This window comes from Peribacillus sp. NPDC056705 (assembly GCF_043656335.1).
Genome location: NZ_JBHTYI010000002.1, coordinates 228,065 through 250,211, shown reverse-complemented (window position 1 = coordinate 250,211; position 22,147 = coordinate 228,065). Strand labels below are relative to the sequence as shown.

General features: G+C 43.4%; 21 protein-coding genes and 1 riboswitch. Of the genes, 3 read left to right on the top strand and 18 right to left on the bottom strand.

What is annotated here, in order from left to right:
- The 6 genes from murC to ACFRAK_RS03620 all read right to left on the bottom strand — a co-directional run bounded on the left by murC (nucleotide 1) and on the right by ACFRAK_RS03620 (nucleotide 8,321).
- Nucleotides 1-1,305 carry a UDP-N-acetylmuramate--L-alanine ligase gene (murC, locus tag ACFRAK_RS03645; protein WP_387602319.1) on the bottom strand — a complete coding sequence of 435 codons (1,305 nt, stop codon included), beginning with the start codon at nucleotides 1,303-1,305 and terminating at the stop codon, nucleotides 1-3.
- A 286-nt stretch (nucleotides 1,306-1,591) separates the two neighbouring features.
- Nucleotides 1,592-4,432, bottom strand: coding sequence for a DNA translocase FtsK (locus tag ACFRAK_RS03640; RefSeq protein ID WP_483878280.1), 2,841 nt, complete (start codon nucleotides 4,430-4,432; stop codon nucleotides 1,592-1,594).
- Nucleotides 4,433-4,863: 431 nt separating this feature from the next.
- Nucleotides 4,864-6,051 carry an amidohydrolase gene (locus ACFRAK_RS03635; RefSeq protein ID WP_387602628.1) on the bottom strand — a complete coding sequence of 396 codons (1,188 nt, stop codon included), beginning with the start codon at nucleotides 6,049-6,051 and terminating at the stop codon, nucleotides 4,864-4,866.
- A 224-nt stretch (nucleotides 6,052-6,275) separates the two neighbouring features.
- A riboswitch (glycine riboswitch) is annotated at nucleotides 6,276-6,379 on the bottom strand.
- A gap of 156 nt (nucleotides 6,380-6,535) precedes the next feature.
- Nucleotides 6,536-7,342, bottom strand: coding sequence for a DUF1444 domain-containing protein (locus ACFRAK_RS03630; RefSeq protein WP_387602316.1), 807 nt, complete (start codon nucleotides 7,340-7,342; stop codon nucleotides 6,536-6,538).
- Nucleotides 7,343-7,392: 50 nt separating this feature from the next.
- A complete protein-coding gene (locus tag ACFRAK_RS03625; RefSeq protein ID WP_260285461.1) occupies nucleotides 7,393-7,704 on the bottom strand; it encodes a thioredoxin family protein in 312 nt (103 codons plus the stop codon).
- 110 nt (nucleotides 7,705-7,814) lie between these two features.
- Entirely contained in the window at nucleotides 7,815-8,321 is a 507-nt protein-coding gene (locus ACFRAK_RS03620) for a hypothetical protein (protein ID WP_342614295.1), read from the bottom strand.
- Nucleotides 8,322-8,444: 123 nt separating this feature from the next.
- On the opposite strand from ACFRAK_RS03620, the gene ACFRAK_RS03615 reads away from it, so the two are divergent.
- Nucleotides 8,445-8,894, top strand: coding sequence for a YtoQ family protein (locus ACFRAK_RS03615; protein WP_387602310.1), 450 nt, complete (start codon nucleotides 8,445-8,447; stop codon nucleotides 8,892-8,894).
- 108 nt (nucleotides 8,895-9,002) lie between these two features.
- On the opposite strand, the gene ACFRAK_RS03610 is transcribed toward ACFRAK_RS03615, so the two are convergent.
- From ACFRAK_RS03610 to ACFRAK_RS03600, 3 genes are all read right to left on the bottom strand, one after another.
- A complete protein-coding gene (locus ACFRAK_RS03610; protein ID WP_387602307.1) occupies nucleotides 9,003-9,872 on the bottom strand; it encodes a GyrI-like domain-containing protein in 870 nt (289 codons plus the stop codon).
- Between the two features lie 118 nt (nucleotides 9,873-9,990).
- On the bottom strand, nucleotides 9,991-10,512 hold the full coding sequence (locus tag ACFRAK_RS03605; RefSeq protein WP_387602305.1) for a DUF84 family protein: 522 nt from the start codon (nucleotides 10,510-10,512) through the stop codon (nucleotides 9,991-9,993).
- Between the two features lie 81 nt (nucleotides 10,513-10,593).
- Nucleotides 10,594-11,667, bottom strand: coding sequence for a M42 family metallopeptidase (locus ACFRAK_RS03600; protein WP_387602302.1), 1,074 nt, complete (start codon nucleotides 11,665-11,667; stop codon nucleotides 10,594-10,596).
- A gap of 177 nt (nucleotides 11,668-11,844) precedes the next feature.
- Here ACFRAK_RS03600 and ACFRAK_RS03595 point away from each other — a divergent pair, with 177 nt between their 5' ends.
- On the top strand, nucleotides 11,845-12,162 hold the full coding sequence (locus tag ACFRAK_RS03595) for a hypothetical protein (protein WP_387602300.1): 318 nt from the start codon (nucleotides 11,845-11,847) through the stop codon (nucleotides 12,160-12,162).
- 50 nt (nucleotides 12,163-12,212) lie between these two features.
- Here ACFRAK_RS03595 and ACFRAK_RS03590 read toward each other — a convergent pair whose 3' ends face one another.
- Together ACFRAK_RS03590 and trmB are read right to left on the bottom strand one after the other, a co-directional pair.
- Nucleotides 12,213-13,058: a YtnP family quorum-quenching lactonase gene (locus ACFRAK_RS03590; protein WP_098369919.1), complete on the bottom strand. Its 846-nt coding sequence runs from the start codon at nucleotides 13,056-13,058 to the stop codon at nucleotides 12,213-12,215.
- 141 nt (nucleotides 13,059-13,199) lie between these two features.
- Nucleotides 13,200-13,838 (bottom strand): tRNA (guanosine(46)-N7)-methyltransferase TrmB, encoded by a 639-nt coding sequence (gene trmB, locus ACFRAK_RS03585; protein ID WP_192206097.1) that lies wholly within the window; start codon nucleotides 13,836-13,838, stop codon nucleotides 13,200-13,202.
- 242 nt (nucleotides 13,839-14,080) lie between these two features.
- Here trmB and ACFRAK_RS03580 point away from each other — a divergent pair, with 242 nt between their 5' ends.
- The gene (locus ACFRAK_RS03580) at nucleotides 14,081-14,356 is read left to right on the top strand and encodes a YtzH-like family protein (protein ID WP_387602296.1); all 276 of its coding nucleotides are present in this window, start codon (nucleotides 14,081-14,083) and stop codon (nucleotides 14,354-14,356) included.
- Here ACFRAK_RS03580 and ACFRAK_RS03575 read toward each other — a convergent pair whose 3' ends face one another.
- From ACFRAK_RS03575 to pepV, 7 genes are all read right to left on the bottom strand, one after another.
- On the bottom strand, nucleotides 14,357-15,139 hold the full coding sequence (locus tag ACFRAK_RS03575; protein WP_387602626.1) for a phosphotransferase: 783 nt from the start codon (nucleotides 15,137-15,139) through the stop codon (nucleotides 14,357-14,359). It lies immediately after the preceding gene.
- Nucleotides 15,140-15,431: 292 nt separating this feature from the next.
- On the bottom strand, nucleotides 15,432-16,463 hold the full coding sequence (locus ACFRAK_RS03570) for a diacylglycerol/lipid kinase family protein (RefSeq protein WP_394571323.1): 1,032 nt from the start codon (nucleotides 16,461-16,463) through the stop codon (nucleotides 15,432-15,434).
- Nucleotides 16,375-17,382 carry an NERD domain-containing protein gene (locus ACFRAK_RS03565; protein WP_387602288.1) on the bottom strand — a complete coding sequence of 336 codons (1,008 nt, stop codon included), beginning with the start codon at nucleotides 17,380-17,382 and terminating at the stop codon, nucleotides 16,375-16,377. The genes ACFRAK_RS03570 and ACFRAK_RS03565 overlap by 89 nt, the downstream gene beginning before the upstream one ends.
- A 21-nt stretch (nucleotides 17,383-17,403) precedes the next feature.
- Nucleotides 17,404-18,012 carry an RNA 2',3'-cyclic phosphodiesterase gene (gene thpR, locus ACFRAK_RS03560; RefSeq protein WP_394571322.1) on the bottom strand — a complete coding sequence of 203 codons (609 nt, stop codon included), beginning with the start codon at nucleotides 18,010-18,012 and terminating at the stop codon, nucleotides 17,404-17,406.
- 155 nt (nucleotides 18,013-18,167) lie between these two features.
- Nucleotides 18,168-19,406 carry an Nramp family divalent metal transporter gene (locus ACFRAK_RS03555; protein WP_192206101.1) on the bottom strand — a complete coding sequence of 413 codons (1,239 nt, stop codon included), beginning with the start codon at nucleotides 19,404-19,406 and terminating at the stop codon, nucleotides 18,168-18,170.
- Between the two features lie 213 nt (nucleotides 19,407-19,619).
- A complete protein-coding gene (gene dat, locus ACFRAK_RS03550; protein ID WP_394571321.1) occupies nucleotides 19,620-20,474 on the bottom strand; it encodes a D-amino-acid transaminase in 855 nt (284 codons plus the stop codon).
- Nucleotides 20,475-20,495: 21 nt separating this feature from the next.
- Entirely contained in the window at nucleotides 20,496-21,908 is a 1,413-nt protein-coding gene (gene pepV, locus ACFRAK_RS03545) for a dipeptidase PepV (protein WP_394571320.1), read from the bottom strand.
- Nucleotides 21,909-22,147: the final 239 nt, after the last annotated feature.

The following is a 22,147-nucleotide window of genomic DNA, read 5'->3' as shown; positions in this document are numbered from 1 at the left end:
TTATTTTACCTGCAGTGAATGCTCGTAGGCTGCCTGGAACTTTTGAATGTCCCCCGCACCCATGAATAACACGACACTGTTTTCATGATGTTGCAATTTTGATGTTGTGTTCTCCGTAATCAGCTCGGCACCGGGAATCTTATCTTGAAGATCTTCAATCGATAACTTCCCTTGATGTTCACGAGCAGATCCAAAAATTTCACATAAGTATACTTTGTCGGCCAAATTCAAGCTGTCGGCGAATTCATCCAGGAATGCCTGCGTTCTCGAGAAAGTATGTGGCTGGAATACTGCAACAACTTCACGCTCTGGATATTTCTGACGAGCCGAGTCGACAGTTGCAGAGATCTCGGTCGGATGGTGTGCATAATCATCAATGATGATCTGACTTCCGATTTCCTTTTCGGAGAACCGGCGTTTAACTCCGCCAAAAGTCCGCAAATGGGCTTTCACAGCTTCCGTATCCAAGTTTTCATATTTACAAAGTGCAATGACACCAAGTGCATTCAATACATTATGCTTTCCAAAAGTAGGAATAGTGAATGTATCATAGTAATTGTTCCTTACATGCACATCAAAAGTCGTGCCATCCGGAGTGACGGAAACATTTTTCGCTTGAAAATCATTTCCTTCTGCAAATCCGTAAAAAATAACCGGTACTTTCGCCTGAATATGTGGTAAATGCTCATCATCCCCGCACGCAATGATGCCTTTGTTGACTTGAAGGGCCATCGTTTGGAAAGCCTCGAACACGTCTTCGACATTGGCGTAATAATCAGGATGATCAAAATCGATATTCGTCATGATTGCATAATCCGGATAATAGGAAAGGAAATGACGGCGATATTCACATGCTTCGAATACGAAGTAATCAGAATTCACGATTCCTTTACCCGTTCCATCCCCAATTAAGAAGGATGTCGGTTTAGCGCCCCCCATTACATGGGCAAGCAAGCCGGTCGTCGATGTTTTACCATGCGCTCCCGTAACGGCCACGCTAATGAAATTTTTCATGAAATCACCTAGGAAGCGGTGATAACGGATAATCGGCAAATCAAGTTCTTTTGCCTTCACGATTTCCGGATGACTATCCGGAAACGCATTTCCTGCAATGATTGTCATTCCAGGTTGAATATTTTCCTCGTTAAAAGGAAGGATTTTAATCCCGGCTTTTTCTAATGCCAATTGTGTAAAAAATTCTTTTTCGTAATCGGAACCCTGCACTTCAATATTCATATCATGCAGTATTTGTGCAAGAGCACTCATACCCGATCCTTTAATTCCCACAAAATGGTAAGCAGTCATAAAGCGAACCTCCACCAATCGTCTACCTGTATGACAGTATATGACGTCATCTTTTATTTGTTTTTTCCATTACGAGACTTGTTAGTAACGCAATTTCTTAATAGGTTTTTCAAGCTCTTATTTTTAATCATTCATCAACAAAAAACTATTATATCACTTTTTTATTCATTCATCCATGTCAGGCAGATGCCAATTTATCAAATCATTGGTTTTTCCCTCAATTTAGGTGATAAAAAAGGGTTTTCACCCTTTCACATTATATTCAATTTCCTTTTATTAGGTTCTCTTAATTAACATGTAAAAATTCCAGTTCTTCTTCCGTAATCAATACATCCCTGGGCCTTGAGCCCCTGGATTCGGAAACGACACCCCGTTGCTCCATCATTTCTATTAGACGCGCTGCACGGTTATAGCCGACACGGAAGCGCCTTTGGACACTCGATGCAGATGCAGCCTGCTGGCTCACGACAAATTCACATGCCTCGAAAAACAGTTCATCCGCTTCTTCCGTGACCTCGGCCCTGTTCAGCAAGTCTTCCTGTTCAAACAGGTACTTCGGCTGCTGTTCAAGTTTTACATGGTTGACGACTTGATCGATTTCTTCATCACTCACAAAAGTCCCTTGCAGGCGCACCGTTTTCGATGAGCCGTTTTCGGCGAATAACATATCTCCTCTTCCCAATAATTTTTCTGCACCGCCGCTATCGATGATTGTACGGGAGTCGACTTGTGAAGAAACTGAAAAAGCGATCCTTGTCGGGATATTTGCCTTGATCAATCCCGTTATGACATCGACTGAAGGTCTTTGAGTGGCTACAATCAAATGAATGCCGCAGGCACGGGCCTTTTGCGCAATCCGGCAAATCGCTTCCTCTACATCAGCCGGGGACATCATCATTAGATCCGCAAGCTCATCGATGATCACCAGGATATAAGGCAGCTTGCTTGAATATTGACCGGCTTTTTCCGCTTGGTCATTAAAGCGGGTGATATCACGCACACCAGCATGTACAAACAATTCATAACGCCGTTCCATCTCTTCTACAGCCCATTTCAACGCAGCCGTAGCGGCTTTTACATCGGTTATGACTGGACTGACCAAATGCGGGATCCGGTTATAAGGGGCGAGCTCGACCATTTTCGGATCAATCAAGAGTAATTTCAACTCCTGCGGCGTCGCTTTATACAGCAAGCTGACCAGCATCGTGTTGATACAGACACTTTTCCCCGATCCCGTTTGCCCGGCTATCAATCCATGCGGCATCTTTCTCAAATCCGTGATGATCGGCTGACCTGATATATCGAGTCCTAAAGCGACAGCAAGCGGTGATTCATGCTCTTGAAACTCAGTACTTTCCAAAACCTCACGCAAAAATACCGGTTTGCTTTTCCTGTTCGGAATCTCGATGCCTATTGTATGTTTACCGGGAATGGGCGCTTCCATCCGCATATCCTGAGCAGCAAGGCTTAATTTAATGTCATCCATCAGGTTCGTCACCTTATTCACCTTCACTCCCGGTTCCGGATGCACCTCGAAACGAGTTACTGCCGGTCCTTGAGTGACATTGACGACCTTTGCACGGACATTGAAATTTTTCAATGTCTCATCAAGTAATAAAGTCTGTTCCTCGAGCCACTCATCATCATGCACAGCATAAGTGGGAGGTGTCAGCAATTCGATATTCGGAAACACATAATATGGATTATCCTCCGCTTCCACGGAGCCATAAACTGCCGGGGTATCGCCCTGGCCACTTTCTGCTGCCGCCTCTGTATAAACTGCTTCTTGATACCCATTTCCAGAAAGGGATTCCTGCTCCAAGAGCGGCCTAGAGACCGAACCGGAACCCATATTGGATTCAACTGTATTTTCAGGCTCGGCGACGGTTTCCGAACCAGCCTTCGTGTCCAAAAAGGTTGGTTTAATGATCGGAGTCCCCTCTTTCGGCATAACTCTGCCCTCCTCCTGTTTCCGTTCAGGAATGGCGGATGGTTTCGCTTGTCCTGCCTCCATTTCAGCAGCATCATTCATTGGTAGCTTATCAGGTGAAGCTACTGCCCTTTCCGAATTAAGGCTTTTTTTTTCCGGCATCATCTTATCCATGAAGCTGTTTTTTTTCCGGTCTTGCTTAAGCATCATCACATTGAATGGGATATGTTTTTTCGGACGTTTTGGCTGCCCCTCAGGTGTTGCCTCTGATGAATCTTCAGGCAGTGTCCCTTGACTGACGGATGGTTGATTTGATTGTGCAGCAACCTCCTCCGGAACCGATATAGCTTCAGGCGGTGTGTCGTCGGCCTGTTCGATGATGGATACAGCGACTTCGCGTCCAAAATCGACCTGGTCCTGTTCAATAGCCTCTTTTTCCACCGCAGGCTCAATTATGTCAGGCTCGCTTACTGCTTCTTCGGGCAGTGACTCTATGGAATTCCTGCGAAAGAAAGCGGGTATCTCCGAATCTTCCCTTTTTTCTTCCGCATTTTCCGGTATAAGAACGGATGGCTCTATCGTCATTTCCTCATGTGACACTTCTTTTGGAATTTCAGGGATCGATACCGGAATCTCGATATCGGCTCTTTCTTTTTTTAGGATGGGCATTTTGCTTTCTAATTCATATTCGACAATTTCTTCAGGTGGGACTATTTTTTTTTCCGGACGACGGAACCCATAAATGGGTGAAGGGATTTCCGTTGGGCGGAATGGAGTATTTGACGGGACTATTTTTGAGGTTTCCTCCCTGTCGAAGCTTCTCCGTTTTGGTTCACTATCCCTTACAGGCCTTTTCGTTGTTTCTTTGGTCACATTTTTCCCCTGTTTGGGTTCATTTTCTTCCCTGTTCCTTTCCCTAGGCTTTCTTTTATTCTGCTCCCGGTCTGGAATGAGCGGAAACTTGAACTGTCCTTTTGGATATTGAAACAGGATTTTCGTATCCGGGTCTGGCGTCTGGGACATTTTTTCCACTTTTTGATTATAATCTTTTATTTCTTCTTTCTTTGACTTCGAAAGCTTTGAAAAATCCATTTTCTTTAATGTCTCTTCATCAAGCGGCTCATCTATAATAATTTCTTCGATTTCAATAATTTCCTCTGCTTGGAACCATTTTTTCATCTTATTTAGCCATTTCAAAACTATCACTCTTTCTACATCTGTAGTTATGTAACTAATTCTACCAGTTATTTTAAAAATATCGAGAAAATTTAAGCTGAATTGGGATTGGCATCTATATTTTTTATCGCATTCCTGCTAACTTAACGTAGTTCGCAGAACTCCTACCCTATTAAACCCCTTCTGGAATGAGTTTAAACCTATCAATTGCGAATTAACATTAGCCCCTAGTCTACTATTTAAATAAAACACCGCTGTTAAATCGCGTTTACAAAGAGATTAAGTTTTCATGCAGCCTTGGAAGCAGACTGGCCAATTCATTGCAACATCCTTCATGAAACCGCCGGCGGCATTCAAATACATGCCGCAACCCATAAAACACCGTTCGTTAATACCGAACGGTGTTTTGTGGGTTTCTGCGTTTTTTTTTTGCAAACAAAGATCAAAGAAGACTATTTCCATTCATAAAAACTGCATACAACCTGCGCCACTGATTTGGAGGCGATCAAAAGGGCCTCTTCATCAATATCGAATTTAGGATGGTGATTGAAATAGGCCTTCTCCACCCCTTTCGGTTTACAGCCAATGTAAAAGAAGCAGCCAGGAATCTTTTCTGCATAATACGAAAAATCTTCCGAACCTGAGAAAACCGGAAATTCCACAACATTCTTAATATCTTTGTCATTCATGCTTTCCAGGCTATTTTTCACGAATCCAGTCAGTTCAGGGTCATTATATAACGGAGGATAATCGGGCACATATGTAAGCTCGCACTGAACATCAAATTCCGTTTCTATCCCTTTAACGATCCGGTGGATTTCCTTATCGATCAGCTGCTGGGTCTCTGCCGTCATATAACGGACATCCCCTTCAATTTCTATACGATCTTTAATGACATTAAAGCTTCCCTTTCCATCGAAGGAGCCGATTGTGACTACGCCCATATCAAAAGGGTTCAAGCGGCGGCTGATTACGGTTTGTACGGCTGTCACGAAATGGGCGCCTGCCACAATGGTATCATTAGCCATATGCGGGGAGGAACCATGGCCGCCTACACCCTTTATGGCTAATTTGAAATAGGTCCGTCCAGCCATCGAATAGCCGCTGCGATACCCGACGACCCCTGCTGGATGCGAAGGGAATAAATGGATTCCGAAGACAGCGTCCAGTTCATCCAAAACCCCTGATTCCATGATGCTCTTTGCTCCACCAGGAGGTGTTTCTTCTGCATGTTGATGAATTATTTTGATCGTACCTGATAGGGAATCCTTCAGCTCAATGATGCAGTCTGCCAGTACCAATAAATAAGCGGTATGCCCATCGTGTCCGCAGGCATGCATGACACCTTCATTTTTTGAACGGAACGGAACCTCCGCTTCTTCTGTAATCGGCAGTGCATCGAAATCGGCACGGAGACCTATCGTTTTCCCTGGTTTCCCGCCTTCGATCGTCACGATGATCCCTAATCCATTTCCTGCATTCGTTTGAATCGATACATCTTTCCCGTTATAAAAATCAATGATATATTTTGCCGTTTTCTCTTCTTTGAAGGATAGCTCCGGATTCTCGTGTAAATGACGGCGGATTTGAACCATTTCCTCTTTACGGGCTTCCAGCATGTTCATTAATTTGCTTTTCACATTCACGATTATTCTCCCCCATTATTTTAAGTTGATTGGCATATTAGTAAGTTCCGTGTTCGCTGCAAACCTTTTGTATGCATAAAGCCAATTAAAAAAGGACAGAGAAGGGTTGCGCAAACCTGCCGCTCCCTTCTCTGTCCTTTCACCTGAGAATTCAACTCCATTTTGGTCGTGGAGATTTCCCAGTTGGCGGCACACTTCCTGCGCGCTGTCCAGAGTTGCGTCCAGCTGCGGTTCCATTTACCTGAGAGATTTGCTCCAAGCGATATTTTCGGAACTTGCTCCCTCGGCGGCTCAATGCTTTGCACTCTCCCACAACGTTCATACGCTCGTTCTATCGTTTTATTCTGTATTTTCAAAATATTACAATTTAATTATCACCGATAAAAAAATAAATATCAACTCTAAGAGTCATAAACTCTATTAAACTTTAAAAGGACCGATGTCAGATGCTGACACGGTCCTTTTAAAGTTTAATATATCATTGTTCACGCTTTTTGTTTTTACCCATAATGAAGATGGGCTCCAACTCATTTTCTTCGTAAAGAAATGATAGAGCCGTTATCGGAACATGCCCGCTGGCAAAGAAGCTCATCGCCATTTGAGCAAGAATATCATAGCCCGTATCATTCTTCACATCGGCAATGATGATGACATCCTGATGGGGAATGGCAACAGCCATGGTTCCCTCGACCTTGTCCTTCATTTCCCGAAGCCATGATTCATTCAGGATCCTGCTGGCATCATACCCATCATTCGTGTTCAAAAAATAAAATGCATTACCTGCAACGATATCCGACTTCATTTCAGTGGAGAGGGAACGGGCATTGAAAAGGGCAATTTCACGGATCCTGTCACCCTGCCAATTTTCCCGTTGAATCATCTTTTCATCTATAAGACGGTAGGTTTTCCCTAAATCAAGGGCATAAAAAATCCGGGTTTCAGCCGTATGCTCATCGAATAAAAATGGATTTCCTGCTTCCGATTCCATTGGAAAGGAGGTCGAGCGGATGACTGGGAAAATGAATTTCTCCTTGCCTTCCATGCTGTGTTCTCCCCCCATCACATTCAGGGCCTCTTCCACGTAATAGATAATTTCATCGATGGCCTTTTCCTGTACGTTTTCATAGTTAGCAAGTACAGGAGGCAACTCGATGGTGATCCCCTTCCCGGTCTTCACATTTTCCACCCGTAACGTATCTTGCTTGCTATCGAATTTGAATGTGCGATTTTCATCTTTTAAACGTTCTTTCAGGATATTTTTCAGCTTCGTGCTGTCCATTTTCATGACTGACCCTCCTCTTCATTGAAAAATCCCCAGCGAGAAGGGGAAATTAATTATAGTGATTGAATGAATTCCTCAATTTGTTCTTGCGTTTTGCGATCCTTGCTCACGAATCTGCCTAGCTCTACACCATTATCATACGCGATGAAACTTGGTATGCCGAATACATCATTCGCCGCACACACATCGATGAATTCATCACGGTCCACATGAATGAATGTAAAGTCAGGAAATTTCGTTTCAATCTCCGGCATGATCGGTTCGATTACACGGCAATCCCCGCACCATGTCGCTGAAAAAAGAAAGATATGTTTGCCTTCATTTTTCAATGCATCATATTGCTCAACGGTTTGTAAATTTTCCATTTGAATATTCCTCCTGCTCTAAATGACACCATAGTTTTTATAATCCCATCATACCAGACTCTCCAGAAATCAACCATTAATACGGATCGGTTGAACGGCCGTGATAAAGCTTATTTCTGGGGCACGGATGAAACGATTTCCATCATCTGTTTTGCATCGGTTTTTAATTGGTCTTTATCCGTTTCGGTTGTCAGCTTCACCCCGCCGATCCCCACTGCAAGCTCATACTTTTCTTTCGGTATCTCTTTGACCGAAATAAAGCCGAATTTATCATCGGTTTGGAAAGAATGCAGCATTACATTTTGATCATCTTGTTCTTTTATCGCCAAATATAACACGGAGCTGTCTTCTTTTTCATTTGGATTGACAAATAATATATAAATCTTATCATCTTTTTGTAAAATCAAATTATTATCATGTTCTTCCACTACTTTAAAATCCTTTGGCAGATAAACCTGAATTAGCCCCGCCTCTTGATTGGGCTGTTTTTCATCGTCACGAAAAGCCACTTCAGCAGCCTTCATTGCCTTTTCGGTTTGTCTCTCAATACCTGAGCAGCCCGCGATCAAACTGCTTATCAACAGGAAAACAAGAATATTCTTATTCGATAAAGCCATCGTCATTCCTCCAGCCGTCTCTTTTACTACCTTATGGATAATATTATCCTTATTTATGGGATTCATCCATTTTCTAAAAAACATGGTACAATGAAAGCAATTTTAATACCGAGGAGGAAAACAATGAAGTTAACCGTGTATCTTGCTGGGGAGATCCATTCGAATTGGAGAAGTGAGCTGAGAGAGAAGGCCGCTGCACTGAAGCTCCCTTTAGAATTTGTAGGCCCGATGGAAAATCATGATCGCTCCGATAATATCGGTGAAGATATCCTCGGGGAACAGCCGAATCCCATCCTGAAGGATGCGGCAGCTTCCCAAATCAATAATTTGCGGACAGCTCTTTTGATGAAAAAAGCTGATCTTGTTGTCGCTCTATTTGGCGAGAAATATAAACAGTGGAATACCGCCATGGACGCAAGCACCGCCATTTCCCTGGGTAAACCGCTTATTTTGATTCGTCCGGAATCCCATCATCATGCCTTAAAGGAATTATCGGAAAAGGCGAGTGTCACGGTAGAATCCGTTAATCAAGCGATGAAAGTGCTTTCTTATATTTTTGAAGAAGGGCTGTAAAAACTCCCTGCCCCTTAACTGCTCAGCTCAAGTATGAATGTTTGATCATTATAAAGAAATGAAAAAAGCTTGCAGGGCCTCCCCTGCAAGCGAAAAGAATTTTTTAACTTATCCCTTTTTTATGGGAATCCAAATTTCAGAGTAATAGTCAGGGTTTGAAGCGTCGTCATTCGCGTATACTTCCAATTCTGGAGTTCCGGCATGTTCATAACCGCTGGTAGGGAACCATTCGGAAAAAATTCGTTTCCAAGCTTGTTGGATGGCATCAGGCATAGGTCCGTGAACTTCGAATGCAACCCACTTGGAAGCCGGTATCGTAAGGGTTGAAAACTCTTCAGGCACTTTCCCGGCATACTCTGCTCCTATCCAATAATCCATCGTTTCATTTTTTTCCACAGTCCGCTTATCGACACATACACCAATCAAGCCATCTATTTGGCCATTGTTCAGCTTAGCTAACCTATCACCTGTTCCATCCGCATTCACTTTCTCCCACAACTTTGGAATCCCGATTAAATTCTCTTCATTAACCAAAGAAAACTCCTGCTTGATTCCAATCAATTGAAAGGAATCCCTTTCAAGGATATTGTATTTCATCGGTTTTGCCCCTTTCAGAATCACCTGTATCACCAGGCGTTCATAGAATTTCAGTTTCCCCATATACTTTCGGGCTTCGCTTGGAGATACCCCATGCTGCCTTCGAAAAGCTTTCGAGAATGCCTCGGGGGTGTCATAGCCATACTTGTAGGCTAAATCAATGACCTTGCCATTTGTTGATGAAATCTCCTGGGCCGCTAAGGTCAGTCTTCGACGACGGATATAGTCACCAATGGTTATATCCGTTAAGATGGTGAAAGTCCGTTGAAAATGAAAAGCTGAGGCATTCGCCTGCCTGGAAATGCTCTCGATCGTCAGGTCCTCCAATAAGTGCTCCTCGATATATTCGATGGCCTTTTGGATTGATTCAACCCACCCCATTTCGTTCCCCCCTTGTTACTATACTAGCAAGGCCGCTCAATAAAATCCTGTCCGTTCCTGCTCTGTTTTGGCAGTATTCGTTTCCATCATTCGAAACCCGCTTTTCCATGACTGGGATTCAAAAATCCTGTTTTTTCTTTTTCAGCTTATACTCGTGTTGACCGGCAAGCATCCTCATGATATGAAGGAACATGTCCCCCCTGGTGATTCGCTCATTTGTAAATACGCCGATCGCTCCTTCCTTTTTGCTAATATTCTCTTGCCTTGTGAAGGCGTCCATCACCGGGCCCAGCTCTTCACCGTCCAGCAGCTTCTCAGCAACAATTCCCGGAATTGGGATTCTCGCTCCGGCAGCTACAAAGACCTCACCGTCCCTTGTTGCCATTGCACCCCAATTACACAAAAACAGGGCCTGTCCCATTTTCACGACACCGCCTTCAAGCCCGATGCCCATTTCGGCATCACTGTGAATCAAGCAGTTCCGGGCACGTGTCATTGCCCCCTCCATCGTTTCCTCGTCTGAAAAAGGCTGTTCCGGGACCCCGCTCTCCACTTGAAGCGAAATGATTTCTGCATCTTCATATACACCAAGCACGGCACTTACTTTCGCCGGATTCTTACTGCCTACTGCTATTTTCAATATAATTACCTTCCTTCTATGTAAAAAAAGCTGATGGAAAAGGATACATGACAGCATCCCTTTCCATTTCAGCTTCCACCATCAACCGTTATTAATCAAGGTCTCGAATGTCGTTTTATCACAGGAACGAACCAATTTCCCAATCAGTTCACGTGCAGCGGCATAATCATCAATATGAATCATGGATGCATGTGTATGAATATAGCGGGAACAAATGCCAATCACCCCGCTTGGAATGCCTTCGTTTGCAATATGGACTTGCCCTGCATCCGTGCCGCCTTGGGATACGAAATATTGATATGGAATCTCATTCGACTCGGCCGTATCAAGGATGAATTCCCTCATGCCGCGATGAGTGACCATCGAACGATCGAAAATGCGGAGCAGTGCCCCTTTTCCTAGCTGGCCAAATTCATTCTTACTGCCGGACATATCATTCGCCGGACTTGCATCCAAAGCGAAGAAAAGATCCGGTTTGATCATATGTGCTGCAGTTTGCGCACCCCTTAATCCAACTTCCTCCTGGACGGTTGCCCCGGAATATAAGATATTCGGTAACGTTTCACCTTTTAAATCCTTTAACAATTCTATCGCAAGTCCGCAGCCGTAACGATTATCCCACGCTTTTGCGAGGATTTTCTTCTCATTGGCCATGGGAGTGAATGGACAAATCGGTACAATCTGCTGCCCTGGCTTTATACCGATTCTCTTCGCATCTTCCTTATCATCCGCACCGATATCAATCAGCATATTTTTGATATCCATTGGTTTTGAGCGTTGCGATTCATCAAGCAAATGGGGCGGAATCGAACCGATGACACCAATGACCGGACCGTTATCGGTTATGATCTCGACTCTTTGGGCCAATAGCACTTGACTCCACCAGCCTCCCAAAGTCTGAAAGCGGATCATCCCGTTTTCTGTTACGGAGGTGACCATGAATCCCACTTCATCCATGTGTCCGGCAACTAGTACAGTCGGCCCATCCTCATCGCCTCTTTTTACGCCAAATATTCCGCCAAGGCGATCCTGGACGATTTCATCCGAATACTTTTCCAGCTCCCTCTTCATGAAACTCCGAACTGCATGTTCATTTCCCGAGGCTCCCGGTAATTCCGTCAATGTTTTAAAAAGCTCCAAAGTCTCATGATTCATTTTTCTACCCCTAACTTATGTATTGTTTCTTACTATTTTACAGAACTTAGCATCGTGATACACTAGAAAGTTCTAATTTATCAGTTAATGGGTAAAATTTCAAATTATTAGTCAAATAAAGCGTTCTTCTGTATACTGGAAGAAGCGATTTTAATAAATGCAATGGAGGAGAAATCAATGAATTGGAAAACGTTTTTATTAGGTACTGCAGCCGGGTTTGCTGCTGGCTATGCGACAAAACAGCTATTGGATCAATCAAGTAAACCTTCTCCCGATAAAGTCTTGGCCCAAGTGAAGGAAACGGTCAAAAAGGATGGAAATATATATGGCTCGTGGATTTTGATGAAGCCGGAGAGCTATACAAAAAATGATTTGGATTATGAAGTGTACAAAGGCGGGATCACCAGAAACACAGAGGGTAAACGCGAGCAATTCGAATTTGTTGCAGATGCCTCAACAGGAACGATATTGGAGCTTAATGCGCAAAATGATTGAAACAACAACAGGAGGGCCGTCAAAATGACGTCCTCCTTTTGCTTTCCCCCTTATCGCTTCCTTTTCAATTCGGCTATTATTTCCTTACCCGTTACATCCCATTTGATGGCACAGTACTGGGCATCATGGTAAAAGCTATACCAGGACCCATTTTCCAGTCCGGATTTCATCCACTTTTCCTTTGCTTCAATGGAAGTCATGGGATAATCGTCATAAGCGAGGACCCAGAGGACATTCGCATGCGCGTGCGTCGGCATGATATCTGCCATGTGAATCAGTCTATCCCCACCATCCTCAATGATGATGATCGCATGACCATCACTATGCCCACCGGTATGGATCATTTTAATGCCGTCCGTAATTTCCTGCTCACCTTCAAAAGGACGTACAAGAGAAGCGACAGCCTCCCAGTTTTCTGCCCAATATGTACTTTTTGAACGAATATTCGGGTTTTTCATTTCCACCCATTCAGTTTGGGTCGTAATGATTTCTGCCCGCTCGAAAACAGGCACCCAAGTTTCACCTTCACGTTTCGTCAAACCGCAGGCATGGTCGAAATGTAGATGGGTCATTAAAATGTAATCGATATCATTTGGCTGAATCCCAAGTCTGCCAAGATCTTCGACAAGATTGGATTCCTCCGTCACCCCAAAATTCCGCTTCTGCTTGTCATTCAGCTTTCCATTGCCGATACCGGAATCTATAAGCATGTTCAATCCATTGGCCTGCACCAAAATCGGATCCGTGCGTAACTCGATTTGGTTATTTTCGTTAACAGGATACTTCTTGGCCCAAAGCGGTTTCGGTACAACACCAAACATCGCACCGCCATCCAAGTGAGTCACACCGCCATTCAACCATGTTAATTTAATTTCCCCTATTTGCATCGTTTCCATTTTACCCCTCCTCTCCCTTTATTTTAACACCCACCTCCATATATTGAAATCGATAACAATCAAGTCATCCTCCTGAACGGAATACACCGCATGAACAAAAAAAAACCAGATGCTGTGCACCTGGTTGGTTTCTGATGATGATTATTGGAACATTGCTTCCAATCTGTATATCCGGTTGCCTTTACTCGAGAACTTTTCTTCATATTCAGTCATGATGTTGCCTTCAAAACTGCTATTGTGAAGATCAAGGCTTACATATTTCAAAAGCATGCCGTACTCGGAAATACTTTTCAAGGAAGATTCGAATAACCCTTGGTTATCCGTCTTGAAGTGGATCTCGCCTTTGTCTGGAAGGATGCCTTCATATACTTCAAGGAAGGTCTTATATGTTAACCGACGTTTTGCATGACGTGATTTCGGCCATGGATCAGAGAAATTCAAGTAGACGCGGTCCACGTCTCCTTTTGCAAAATAGTCCCCTAAGTTTGCTGCGTCAACATTCAACAGCTTTAAATTTGGAACATCCGCTTCAATCAGCAAATCCAAAGCAGCTACAATGACGCTTCCATATACTTCAATTCCAATGAAATTCACATCAGGATGGGCTTTTGCCATTTCTGTGATGAAACGGCCTTTTCCCGTACCCACCTCAATATATAACGGATTATCGTTACCGAAAACTTCATGCCATTTACCTTTATGGCTCACTGGCTGATGAATTACATATTGTGGAAAATCATTCAAACGGTCTTCAGCCCAAGGTTTATTTCTTAAACGCATGATGACACCCCTATTTATAATATAATCGTTCAAACCATAACACGAGTGCATGGATTCCTGCAAGTTGATTTTTTCAGGAAACACACACTGAACAAATAAAAAAAACTGCCGGCCATCCAGGCGACAGTCTCTGTAGTTTTCATGTATAAAACTTTCAGCAAAACACACCATAAATAAGTGAAGGGCAGGCGAGAACCACCTGGAAATCCCTTGAACCATATTTAAGAAAGGAGAGGTATTATATGCCGCTTTCCCATGAACATCAAATGTCACTATTAAAAGATATATTGACCAACCATCAAACAGACTGCTGCGGATCCGTTTCTGAATGTGAACAGGTTGAAAGGCTCGTCAAATCCCTAATGATCAATATGGAAATTGACAGCAATGTGAAACCGATACTGACGGAGATTTACAAATACAGTCAAACAGGCATCGGTACCGCCGATTTAGATGCACATATTTCAACCCACCAGAACGACCTGTCCCAGTGGGTGGATGATATCGATCAATTCTGATCAGCCACCCATCAATAATGCTTCCAGCTTTTGCAGTAATTCATTTCTTTCCTCGTAACGCTTTCTTCGATGATGCCATTGGATGGAAAGCACAAGTTGTGAAACCGTGTGCCATTTCATCCTCATCTCCAGGCCTGCGTCAAGCTTCTTGCCATAACGGGCAAGCCATTGATTCCATTCTTCCCTTGGGACATAAGAATACAGGAGTATGCCGAGGTCAATGGCCGGATCGCCAATGACCGCTCCATCCCAATCAATCAGGAACAATCCGTCGGTTTCGGTCATGAGCCAATTATTATGGTTCACATCACAATGACAGACGACTTTTTCGTCGCATTCAATCAACAGGAGATTATTCTGTAAAAAATGGATGGCCTGCTTGATAATCGGAATATCCGTAACATCCGAAGATAACCCGGTTTCTATGTCTGTAAGTATACTTTCAGGTCGTAAAGGGGATTTCCCAAGCCTTTTGAGCATGCTTAACAAAGGATCGGATTGATGAATTTTTTGAAGCAGCTTTGCGACTCTTATATTGTTCATTTCCTGCTGAGATAGCTCCCTGCCTTCCATCCAATGCTGGGCCGTAATTACATCCCCATTTTCCAGGCGTTTTGTCCACATTAACTTTGGAACAATGCCCTCAGCCGAAAGAACAGCTAAAAATGGCGATGAATTTCGTTTAAGGAAGAGCTTCTGCCCCTCTTTCTCGGCAATAAAGGCTTCCCCCGTAGCTCCTCCGGCAGGGGATATATCCCACTCCTGACCTAATAAATGTTCCAACTGGTTCACCTTCGATTTCCTCGCTTAATCATACAAATGTGGGTACGTTCACCTAGTGTATGTATTACCACTACTTTGAGTCCATGTTTTATAAAAAATCCGCCTGTTGGCGAAGCTGCATATATACTTGCATCGGGATGATACCCGCAATTAAAAACATCCTCATTTTAGAGAAATAAAAAAATAGCTATTGAGCAATTAAACAATAGCCATAAATTAAATTTTAGTTGAAAAACGGTTTCTTCGTCAAGTACTATAAAACGATTATACGCATAAAACAAAAACAAATAAATCATTTCATATTTTTGTATGGGTTATCATCCTTGAACATGACGCGGATTTTCTCTTTCAGAACCACTGCAGCTACTTCATGCGTACCAACAATTTCCCCATCAGACTGGATTTTTACTGACCCTTGATTCTTCATTTTTATTATTTTACCGGAAAAAGAATCAACATTTTTCATGTTTAGGTGACCGCCCCAAAAAACGGTGATGAAGACGGTCAATAATTTCAACAAAGTAATATCATGGACCGCAATCACGTTCAACCTGTCATCATCCAGCTTCGACATCGGTGAAATTTTCATCCCACCGCCAAAGTAGGGCTGGTTCGCAATAACAATGAACCAAACCTTTTTCAAAAGATGCCGGTCCCCATCAATGATCAATTCCATGCAGCTGGGCTTATAAGTAAATATCTTTTTTATAAAAATGAACAGATAAATTAATTTACCCGCCCTGACAAAATTAAACCATTTTTTAAGAGCGGAACGATCTGCTTCATCGGAAATTTCTGCATCAATGCCCATTCCCAGGCTGTTCACGAAATAACCCGCCTTGCCATTCGTCTCGAACCGCCCAATATCAATGGCACGGAAGGCATTACCCTGAAATAAAGAAAGAGCTTCTTCCACACTCTCCGTTTTTTGAATGCCCCTTACATAATCATTGCCGGATCCAGCCGCAATGGAGCCGATGATAGCGTGAGGGAAATCAATGGCGCCATTTATCATTTCATTAATCGTGCCATCCCCCCCGACAGCAATCACCCGAGTATCCTGATTCGTCCCTGATAGAATTTCCTTCGTCAATCTTAGCGCATGCCCCTTTTCACGTGTAAAGAACACCTCATGGGGAACAGCTTTTGATTTCAATATTCCCTCGGCTGTATTCCAAATCTTCAAACTCTCTTCATTTCCAGCCACTGGATTGACAATGAAATATACCGTTTCATTAAGGCGCGGCATGCTCATTTCCTTCTGTTTGGCTATAATCGGCTTCCCATTCAGGTCGCAGGCTGGATGTAGTTTGGCAATATTCAAGCAATGCCTGTGCCCCTTTTAACTGCTGTGCCTTAAGAGGGGACGATATAGCCCGCATCCTTTCAAACCATTCCGGGAAGGTCCGTTTATCCAACAACGTAATATCATAGGGTGCTTCGGGATAATCGACATATCCATTCCGGGATAAAACCACCTTTTTAATCGGCATGTTCACTTCATATAGCTCAAATAACTGGGAGACGATGTTCGTCATCCGATTTGCACCCAACAATGGGTTAAGCACTTTTTTATCTGGATGCTTATGATGCCTTCGGACCCAGAACCGTTCACTCGAGCCGATGAAAGCAGCGTCTTCTTCCGCTTCCAGAAAAGTGATGCACCAAGCATCAACAGGGGTCAATAAAATGACTTCGACTTCAACAGGCGCATTTTTCAATAGAAAGATAGGTTTATATAATACAAGAAACGTATCCGGAAAACGCTGCAGAAAAAAGCGGAGCCTTTCATCCAAAAAGAATGATTGGTCCACAAATGACTTTTCACGAAGCGTCGAACTCCCCCATTTCATTTGAAAACGGAGCAATTGATTTAAAAAATTTTGCTTTAATTCATCCAGGCTAGCCGGTCGGAACGGAAACCTTAATGAAAAAACATTAGGATCTTCAATCTGGTTCGGTATTAGCAGTTCTTCTGCCTCTGCCTCCTGTTTACCTGTCCGGTGGAATATGCCTTTCACCTTTTTAATCATGCCCTTTGACTCTTCCTGAGGCGGATCGAATTTGACCTGTGTTTCACTTTCAGTATGCTCGCTATACAACCGATCCAGCTCGCCCGCATTATAAGCAGCCTTCAATTTATCCCATTGCTGTTTTTTCAACCGTGCAAATTGTGTTGGATAATGATAAATATCCTGCTCATACCGGGAAATATAATCCTGCATCTTTATGAGCTGTGCCATTCGACCACCACCCATTTCTCTCTATTTTTGAAGGTTTATCGTGAAAATCTTTTCATATGAAGGGGAAGCTCCAAGATGTGTTTGATATAATGCAACCTGAACTGCTTCAAAATGCTTATCCTCCAAATTCGCTATCTGGCGAACGCTCTCCAACGAAAAGGGACTATCCCCCTCGAATTTTCTTGCCAGCGTAATATGAGGCTTAAACGGCTTTTTATCAAGTTCAAAACCCGCTTCGATACAAGAATTATAGACTTTCCTTTGAATGGCAAAAAGCCGTTCTTGCTGCATGACGCCTGCCCATAGAATCCTTGGGCTCTCACTCTTGCCAAAACCGCCGATATCGCCGAGTTCCATGCCGAATGAGGCCTCGTTGGCAAGCTCGTTTTCCACACGCCTCAAAGCATCCTTTTTCAATGTATCAGGAGCATTGCCCAAAAATGCCATCGTAATATGATAATCGGCTGGATGCAGCCATTTCTTAAATGGAAAGTCTTGCTTAAGTTGTTCCGTAACAGCATTTAAATAAGCCTTAATATCATCAGGCAATACTAAAGCAAAGAAAAAATGAGTATTCATGGTCACATACATTCCTTCCTGTTTTCCCTTTAATTTTACCATAATTCCCATTCATATACCTTTTCCTGGGCATCCTATTGAATATTCCCTCCATCAGGAAAATCCCCAATCTAACATACTATGAACGAAAGGTCGCATAAAACGAAAAATACAGAAAAAAAACAAAAAAGGACCAAAAAATTGGTCCTTCCCTGTCATTTCTTCTTTTAGCTGAACAGTGTTTCGTAAAGCAGGAACAAGTTCAGTCCAATGATTAGTACAGCTATAAGCCAAGCGACGCTCGAGGTGATTTTATGGTTGACCAGGCGGCCCATGATTTTTTCATTGCTTGTAAACATGATCAATGGCACTAAGGCAAACGCGATGCCAAACGAAAGTACAATTTGGCTCATCACAAGTGCTTTGGATGGGTTCACTCCCCATAAAATTATGAGCAGGGGCGGAACGGTGGTAATGACCCTTCTTAAATAAATCGGTATATGCCTTTTAATGAATCCTTGCATGACTACATCACCTGTCATTACCCCAACGGATGAGCTGGATAAACCGGCAAATAATAATCCTATTCCAAAGAGCATCGCGACTGATGGTCCAAGTATCGCACCGAATTGTTGATAAGCAACATCCAAGTCCTCTACAAGTATTCCATTCTTATGGAATAGGGCAGCTGAAACTATGACCATAGCGGCATTGATCGCGCCTGCAATCAACATGGCGATGACAATGTCAATTAGCTCAAAACGATAAATCCTTTTTCTTTCCAAATCGTTTTTTCCGACTATTCTTCTTTGAGTCAAAGAAGAATGAAGGTAGATCGCATGTGGCATAACGGTGGCTCCAAGCATACCGGCCGATAGCAAAATACTATCCACTCCCTCGAACTTTGGAGTGAAGAGTCCTAAAACAACGGCAGAAGTGTCAGGTTTTGCATAAAATACTTGAGCGCCAAATGCTATCACAACGACAAATATCATGACCGTGATCAGAGCTTCGAAAGTTCGATAGCCTCTGCGCTGGAATTCCAGAATGGCAAAGGAACCAATTGCTGCAATTATTGCAGATGTGATAAGCGGTAAGTCAAATAGCAAATAAATCCCTAGTGCAGCTCCTATGAATTCCGCTAGGTCGGTTGCCATTATAACGGCTTCGGCCTGAATCCATAATAAGAAAGATGTTTTTTTCGAAAACTTTTCCCTGCATAGCTCTGGAAGGTTCTTTCCAGTGGCTATTCCCAATTTAGCTGATAGTGATTGGATTAGCACAGCCATTAAATTGGATGCGAAGATCACCCATAATAACGTATAGCCATATTTTGATCCGGCTGTAATATTGGTCGCATAATTCCCTGGATCAATATAGGCCACAGCCGCTATAAAGGCAGGCCCTAGATAAGGAAGCAGATTTTTTATTCCTCTCGAAGAAGATTGATGCAACACATCGGACATATCTATGTCAACTCCTTTTTACACGCAACTCAAATTGTTGCGACAGGTAAACTTTTTAGGTTATTAGCAAGTATATTCCTGGTTTCTGAAAATGTCAAAAGGGAGGATTGCATAAAGATTTAATTAACGTAAACGGAGATTCGGTGATGGCCATCTGCTTCCGGCTACATAGAGTAAAAACCCCCTTGCCACTAGTGGCAAAGGGGTTTTTATTTATTTAACGGAACCGCATTGCTTCTCGATTTCCCCGGAAAACAGTTTCTGCAGTCTTTTGGTTATCGGACCGGGTTCCCCGGCTGCAATCGATTGGCCATCGATATTAATAATTGGTGTCACTTCAACGCTTGTGCTTGTATAAAGGACTTCGTCGGCTCCCATCATGTCCTCGACGGTGAAGGCTTCCTCGACATATGGAATCCCATGATCAGCGCAAAGTTTCAGCATCACCTGACGGGTAATTCCATTCAGGATCAAGTTTGTGGCCGGATGCGTTTTAAGCAGTCCATCCACCACGATTGAGACATTTGACGAACTTCCCTCCGTCACCGTACCATCACGATGCTGGATGGCTTCATCACAACCGGCTTCTACCGCTTGCTGTTTAGCCATTATATTACCCAGTAGATTTAAACTCTTGATATTACAGCGCATCCAGCGAATATCGTCGGTGGTAACAGCCTTGACCCCTGGCTTGATTTTCCCTGTATAAGGCATTTCCTTGGTATAGGCAACAAAGACCGGTTCCACCTCAACAGTCGGAAATGAGTGTGTACGCGGAGATACGCCCCTTGTCAGCTGCATATAGACGATACCGTCCCTCAGTTGATCTTCAGCAATCAGCTCTTCCATGCGGACTTTGATTTCCGCTGCAGTGAAGGGAACCTTCATCTGTATCAACTTCGCACTGTCCATCAGCCGGTTCAGATGCATATCCCCCGCAAATAATTCGCCATTATAAACCCGGATGACTTCATAGACGCCATCTCCGAATTGATATCCCCTGTCTTCAATATCTAGCTTTACTTCGGACCTGCTTTTAAGGTCGCCGTTAAAAATGATTTTCCCCATGTCTTACTCCCTCTTTGCCTCTTATTTAGCCAATTCTTGAATGGCACGTGCATAAATGGACGTAGCCTTAAGCATATCTTCAATATCAATATATTCATCTTTCTGATGCGCAATGTCTTCGCTGCCAGGGAAAAGCGGGCCAAATGCAACGCCTTCTTTCAATGAACGCGCGTATGTGCCGCCGCCAATCGAAAGAAGTTCAGCTTCATCACCTGTCTCCGCTTCATAAACTTCCTGCAACGTCTTAATCAAGAAGCTATCACTGTCCACATAATGTGGAGTTGAATGCGAATTGGTCTTCACTTTCAAATTATATGCCGCAAGTCTTTCTTCCAATGCCTCCTTTTGCTGTTCCCACTCGAACGTCACAGGATAACGCATGCTGAAACCAATCGAGCTATCGCCTTGTTTGGAATAATTGAAAACGCCGGCATTGACCGTCAATTCTCCTGTTTGCTCATCCGAATAAGCCACACCTAAATTATTTCCGCGGGAATCTTCAAACAAACGGTCCTTTATGAAAGTGAAGTAGGCTTTCGCATGCGGATCAAGAGTAAGATCAGCTAAAAATACAGCTAAATGCAGACCTGCATTCTTTCCATTTTTCGGTTCCATCGCGTGTGCCGAGACACCATTCATTTCAAGCAGCACTTGATTTTTCTGAGGAACGGCCTGGCCCCCCAATGAGTATTTTTGCAAATAATCCTGATAGTTTGCCGCCAATTCAGCAGGGTTGGCCGCTTCCACAATGGCTGTAGCAAAATCCGGTACCATATTCGTCCTTCGACCTGAAGAAAATTCCATAACATTCACTTCAGAATTCGTGCCATTTCCTGCATCGGCAGGGTGTATAACCGAGAAATCCCAGATTCCTTTTTCCGCACTGATGATCGGGAAGTCAGCATCTGGTGCGAAGCCGATCGAGGGCATTTCCTCCACTTCAAAGTAACGGTCAACGCAGCGCCAGTTCGATTCTTCATCGGTTCCAATGATCATCCTCACACGTTTGTTCAAAGGTTCTCCCAGTTCCCGGACCAGCTTCATCGCATGATAAGCAGCCATCGTCGGCCCTTTATCATCGATTGCCCCGCGAGCATATATGCGGCCATTGCGGATTTCAGCGCCGAACGGATCCGAACTCCAGCCATCTCCCTCAGGTACCACGTCGACATGGCATAATATCCCGATTAACTCCTCGCCTTCACCCATTTCGATATGGCCGGCGACATTATCGACATTTTTAACAGTAAAACCGTCTTTTTCGCCCAATTGAAGCATGAAATCAAGCGCTTCCTTCACCCCTTTACCGAATGGGGCCTCCTCTGTCGGATGTTCTTCATCCAGTACACTTTTTATTTTCAATAAGTTTTGTGTATCCAGTAATAAGTCCATTTTCCGTTTTTCAACTTCTTCTCGCCAATTCAATTCACTCAAAATACGACAACTCCTCTTTTATATATATTTTTCATTTTATCACTTTTACTACCTGATTCGCCAAGCGTTGCTACCTATTCTTCGTATTCCCGTATTATCGCCAACATCAAACTACCGATAAAATTCCCTGCATTTTCAAAAAAAACACCCTCTTTTATTAAGGCTGTTTTCGCATACTTTGTTGCTATTCACCAAGTAATGCGGTGTGGTTGATTTCCCCTCCATCGCTCGCTTTCCGC

What these genes read in the sequence shown, in the direction of transcription:
- murC (WP_387602319.1), bottom strand. Translation starts at nt 1,305, where the DNA reads ATGACTGCTTACCATTTTGTGGGAATTAAAGGATCGGGTATGAGTGCT.
- ACFRAK_RS03630 (WP_387602316.1), bottom strand. Translation starts at nt 7,342, where the DNA reads ATGAAAATGGACAGCACGAAGCTGAAAAATATCCTGAAAGAACGTTTA.
- ACFRAK_RS03625 (WP_260285461.1), bottom strand. Translation starts at nt 7,704, where the DNA reads ATGGAAAATTTACAAACCGTTGAGCAATATGATGCATTGAAAAATGAA.
- ACFRAK_RS03620 (WP_342614295.1), bottom strand. Translation starts at nt 8,321, where the DNA reads ATGGCTTTATCGAATAAGAATATTCTTGTTTTCCTGTTGATAAGCAGT.
- ACFRAK_RS03615 (WP_387602310.1), top strand. Translation starts at nt 8,445, where the DNA reads ATGAAGTTAACCGTGTATCTTGCTGGGGAGATCCATTCGAATTGGAGA.
- ACFRAK_RS03610 (WP_387602307.1), bottom strand. Translation starts at nt 9,872, where the DNA reads ATGGGGTGGGTTGAATCAATCCAAAAGGCCATCGAATATATCGAGGAG.
- ACFRAK_RS03600 (WP_387602302.1), bottom strand. Translation starts at nt 11,667, where the DNA reads ATGAATCATGAGACTTTGGAGCTTTTTAAAACATTGACGGAATTACCG.
- ACFRAK_RS03595 (WP_387602300.1), top strand. Translation starts at nt 11,845, where the DNA reads ATGAATTGGAAAACGTTTTTATTAGGTACTGCAGCCGGGTTTGCTGCT.
- ACFRAK_RS03590 (WP_098369919.1), bottom strand. Translation starts at nt 13,058, where the DNA reads ATGGAAACGATGCAAATAGGGGAAATTAAATTAACATGGTTGAATGGC.
- trmB (WP_192206097.1), bottom strand. Translation starts at nt 13,838, where the DNA reads ATGCGTTTAAGAAATAAACCTTGGGCTGAAGACCGTTTGAATGATTTT.
- ACFRAK_RS03580 (WP_387602296.1), top strand. Translation starts at nt 14,081, where the DNA reads ATGCCGCTTTCCCATGAACATCAAATGTCACTATTAAAAGATATATTG.
- ACFRAK_RS03565 (WP_387602288.1), bottom strand. Translation starts at nt 17,382, where the DNA reads ATGGCACAGCTCATAAAGATGCAGGATTATATTTCCCGGTATGAGCAG.
- thpR (WP_394571322.1), bottom strand. Translation starts at nt 18,012, where the DNA reads ATGGGAATTATGGTAAAATTAAAGGGAAAACAGGAAGGAATGTATGTG.
- ACFRAK_RS03555 (WP_192206101.1), bottom strand. Translation starts at nt 19,406, where the DNA reads ATGTCCGATGTGTTGCATCAATCTTCTTCGAGAGGAATAAAAAATCTG.
- dat (WP_394571321.1), bottom strand. Translation starts at nt 20,474, where the DNA reads ATGGGGAAAATCATTTTTAACGGCGACCTTAAAAGCAGGTCCGAAGTA.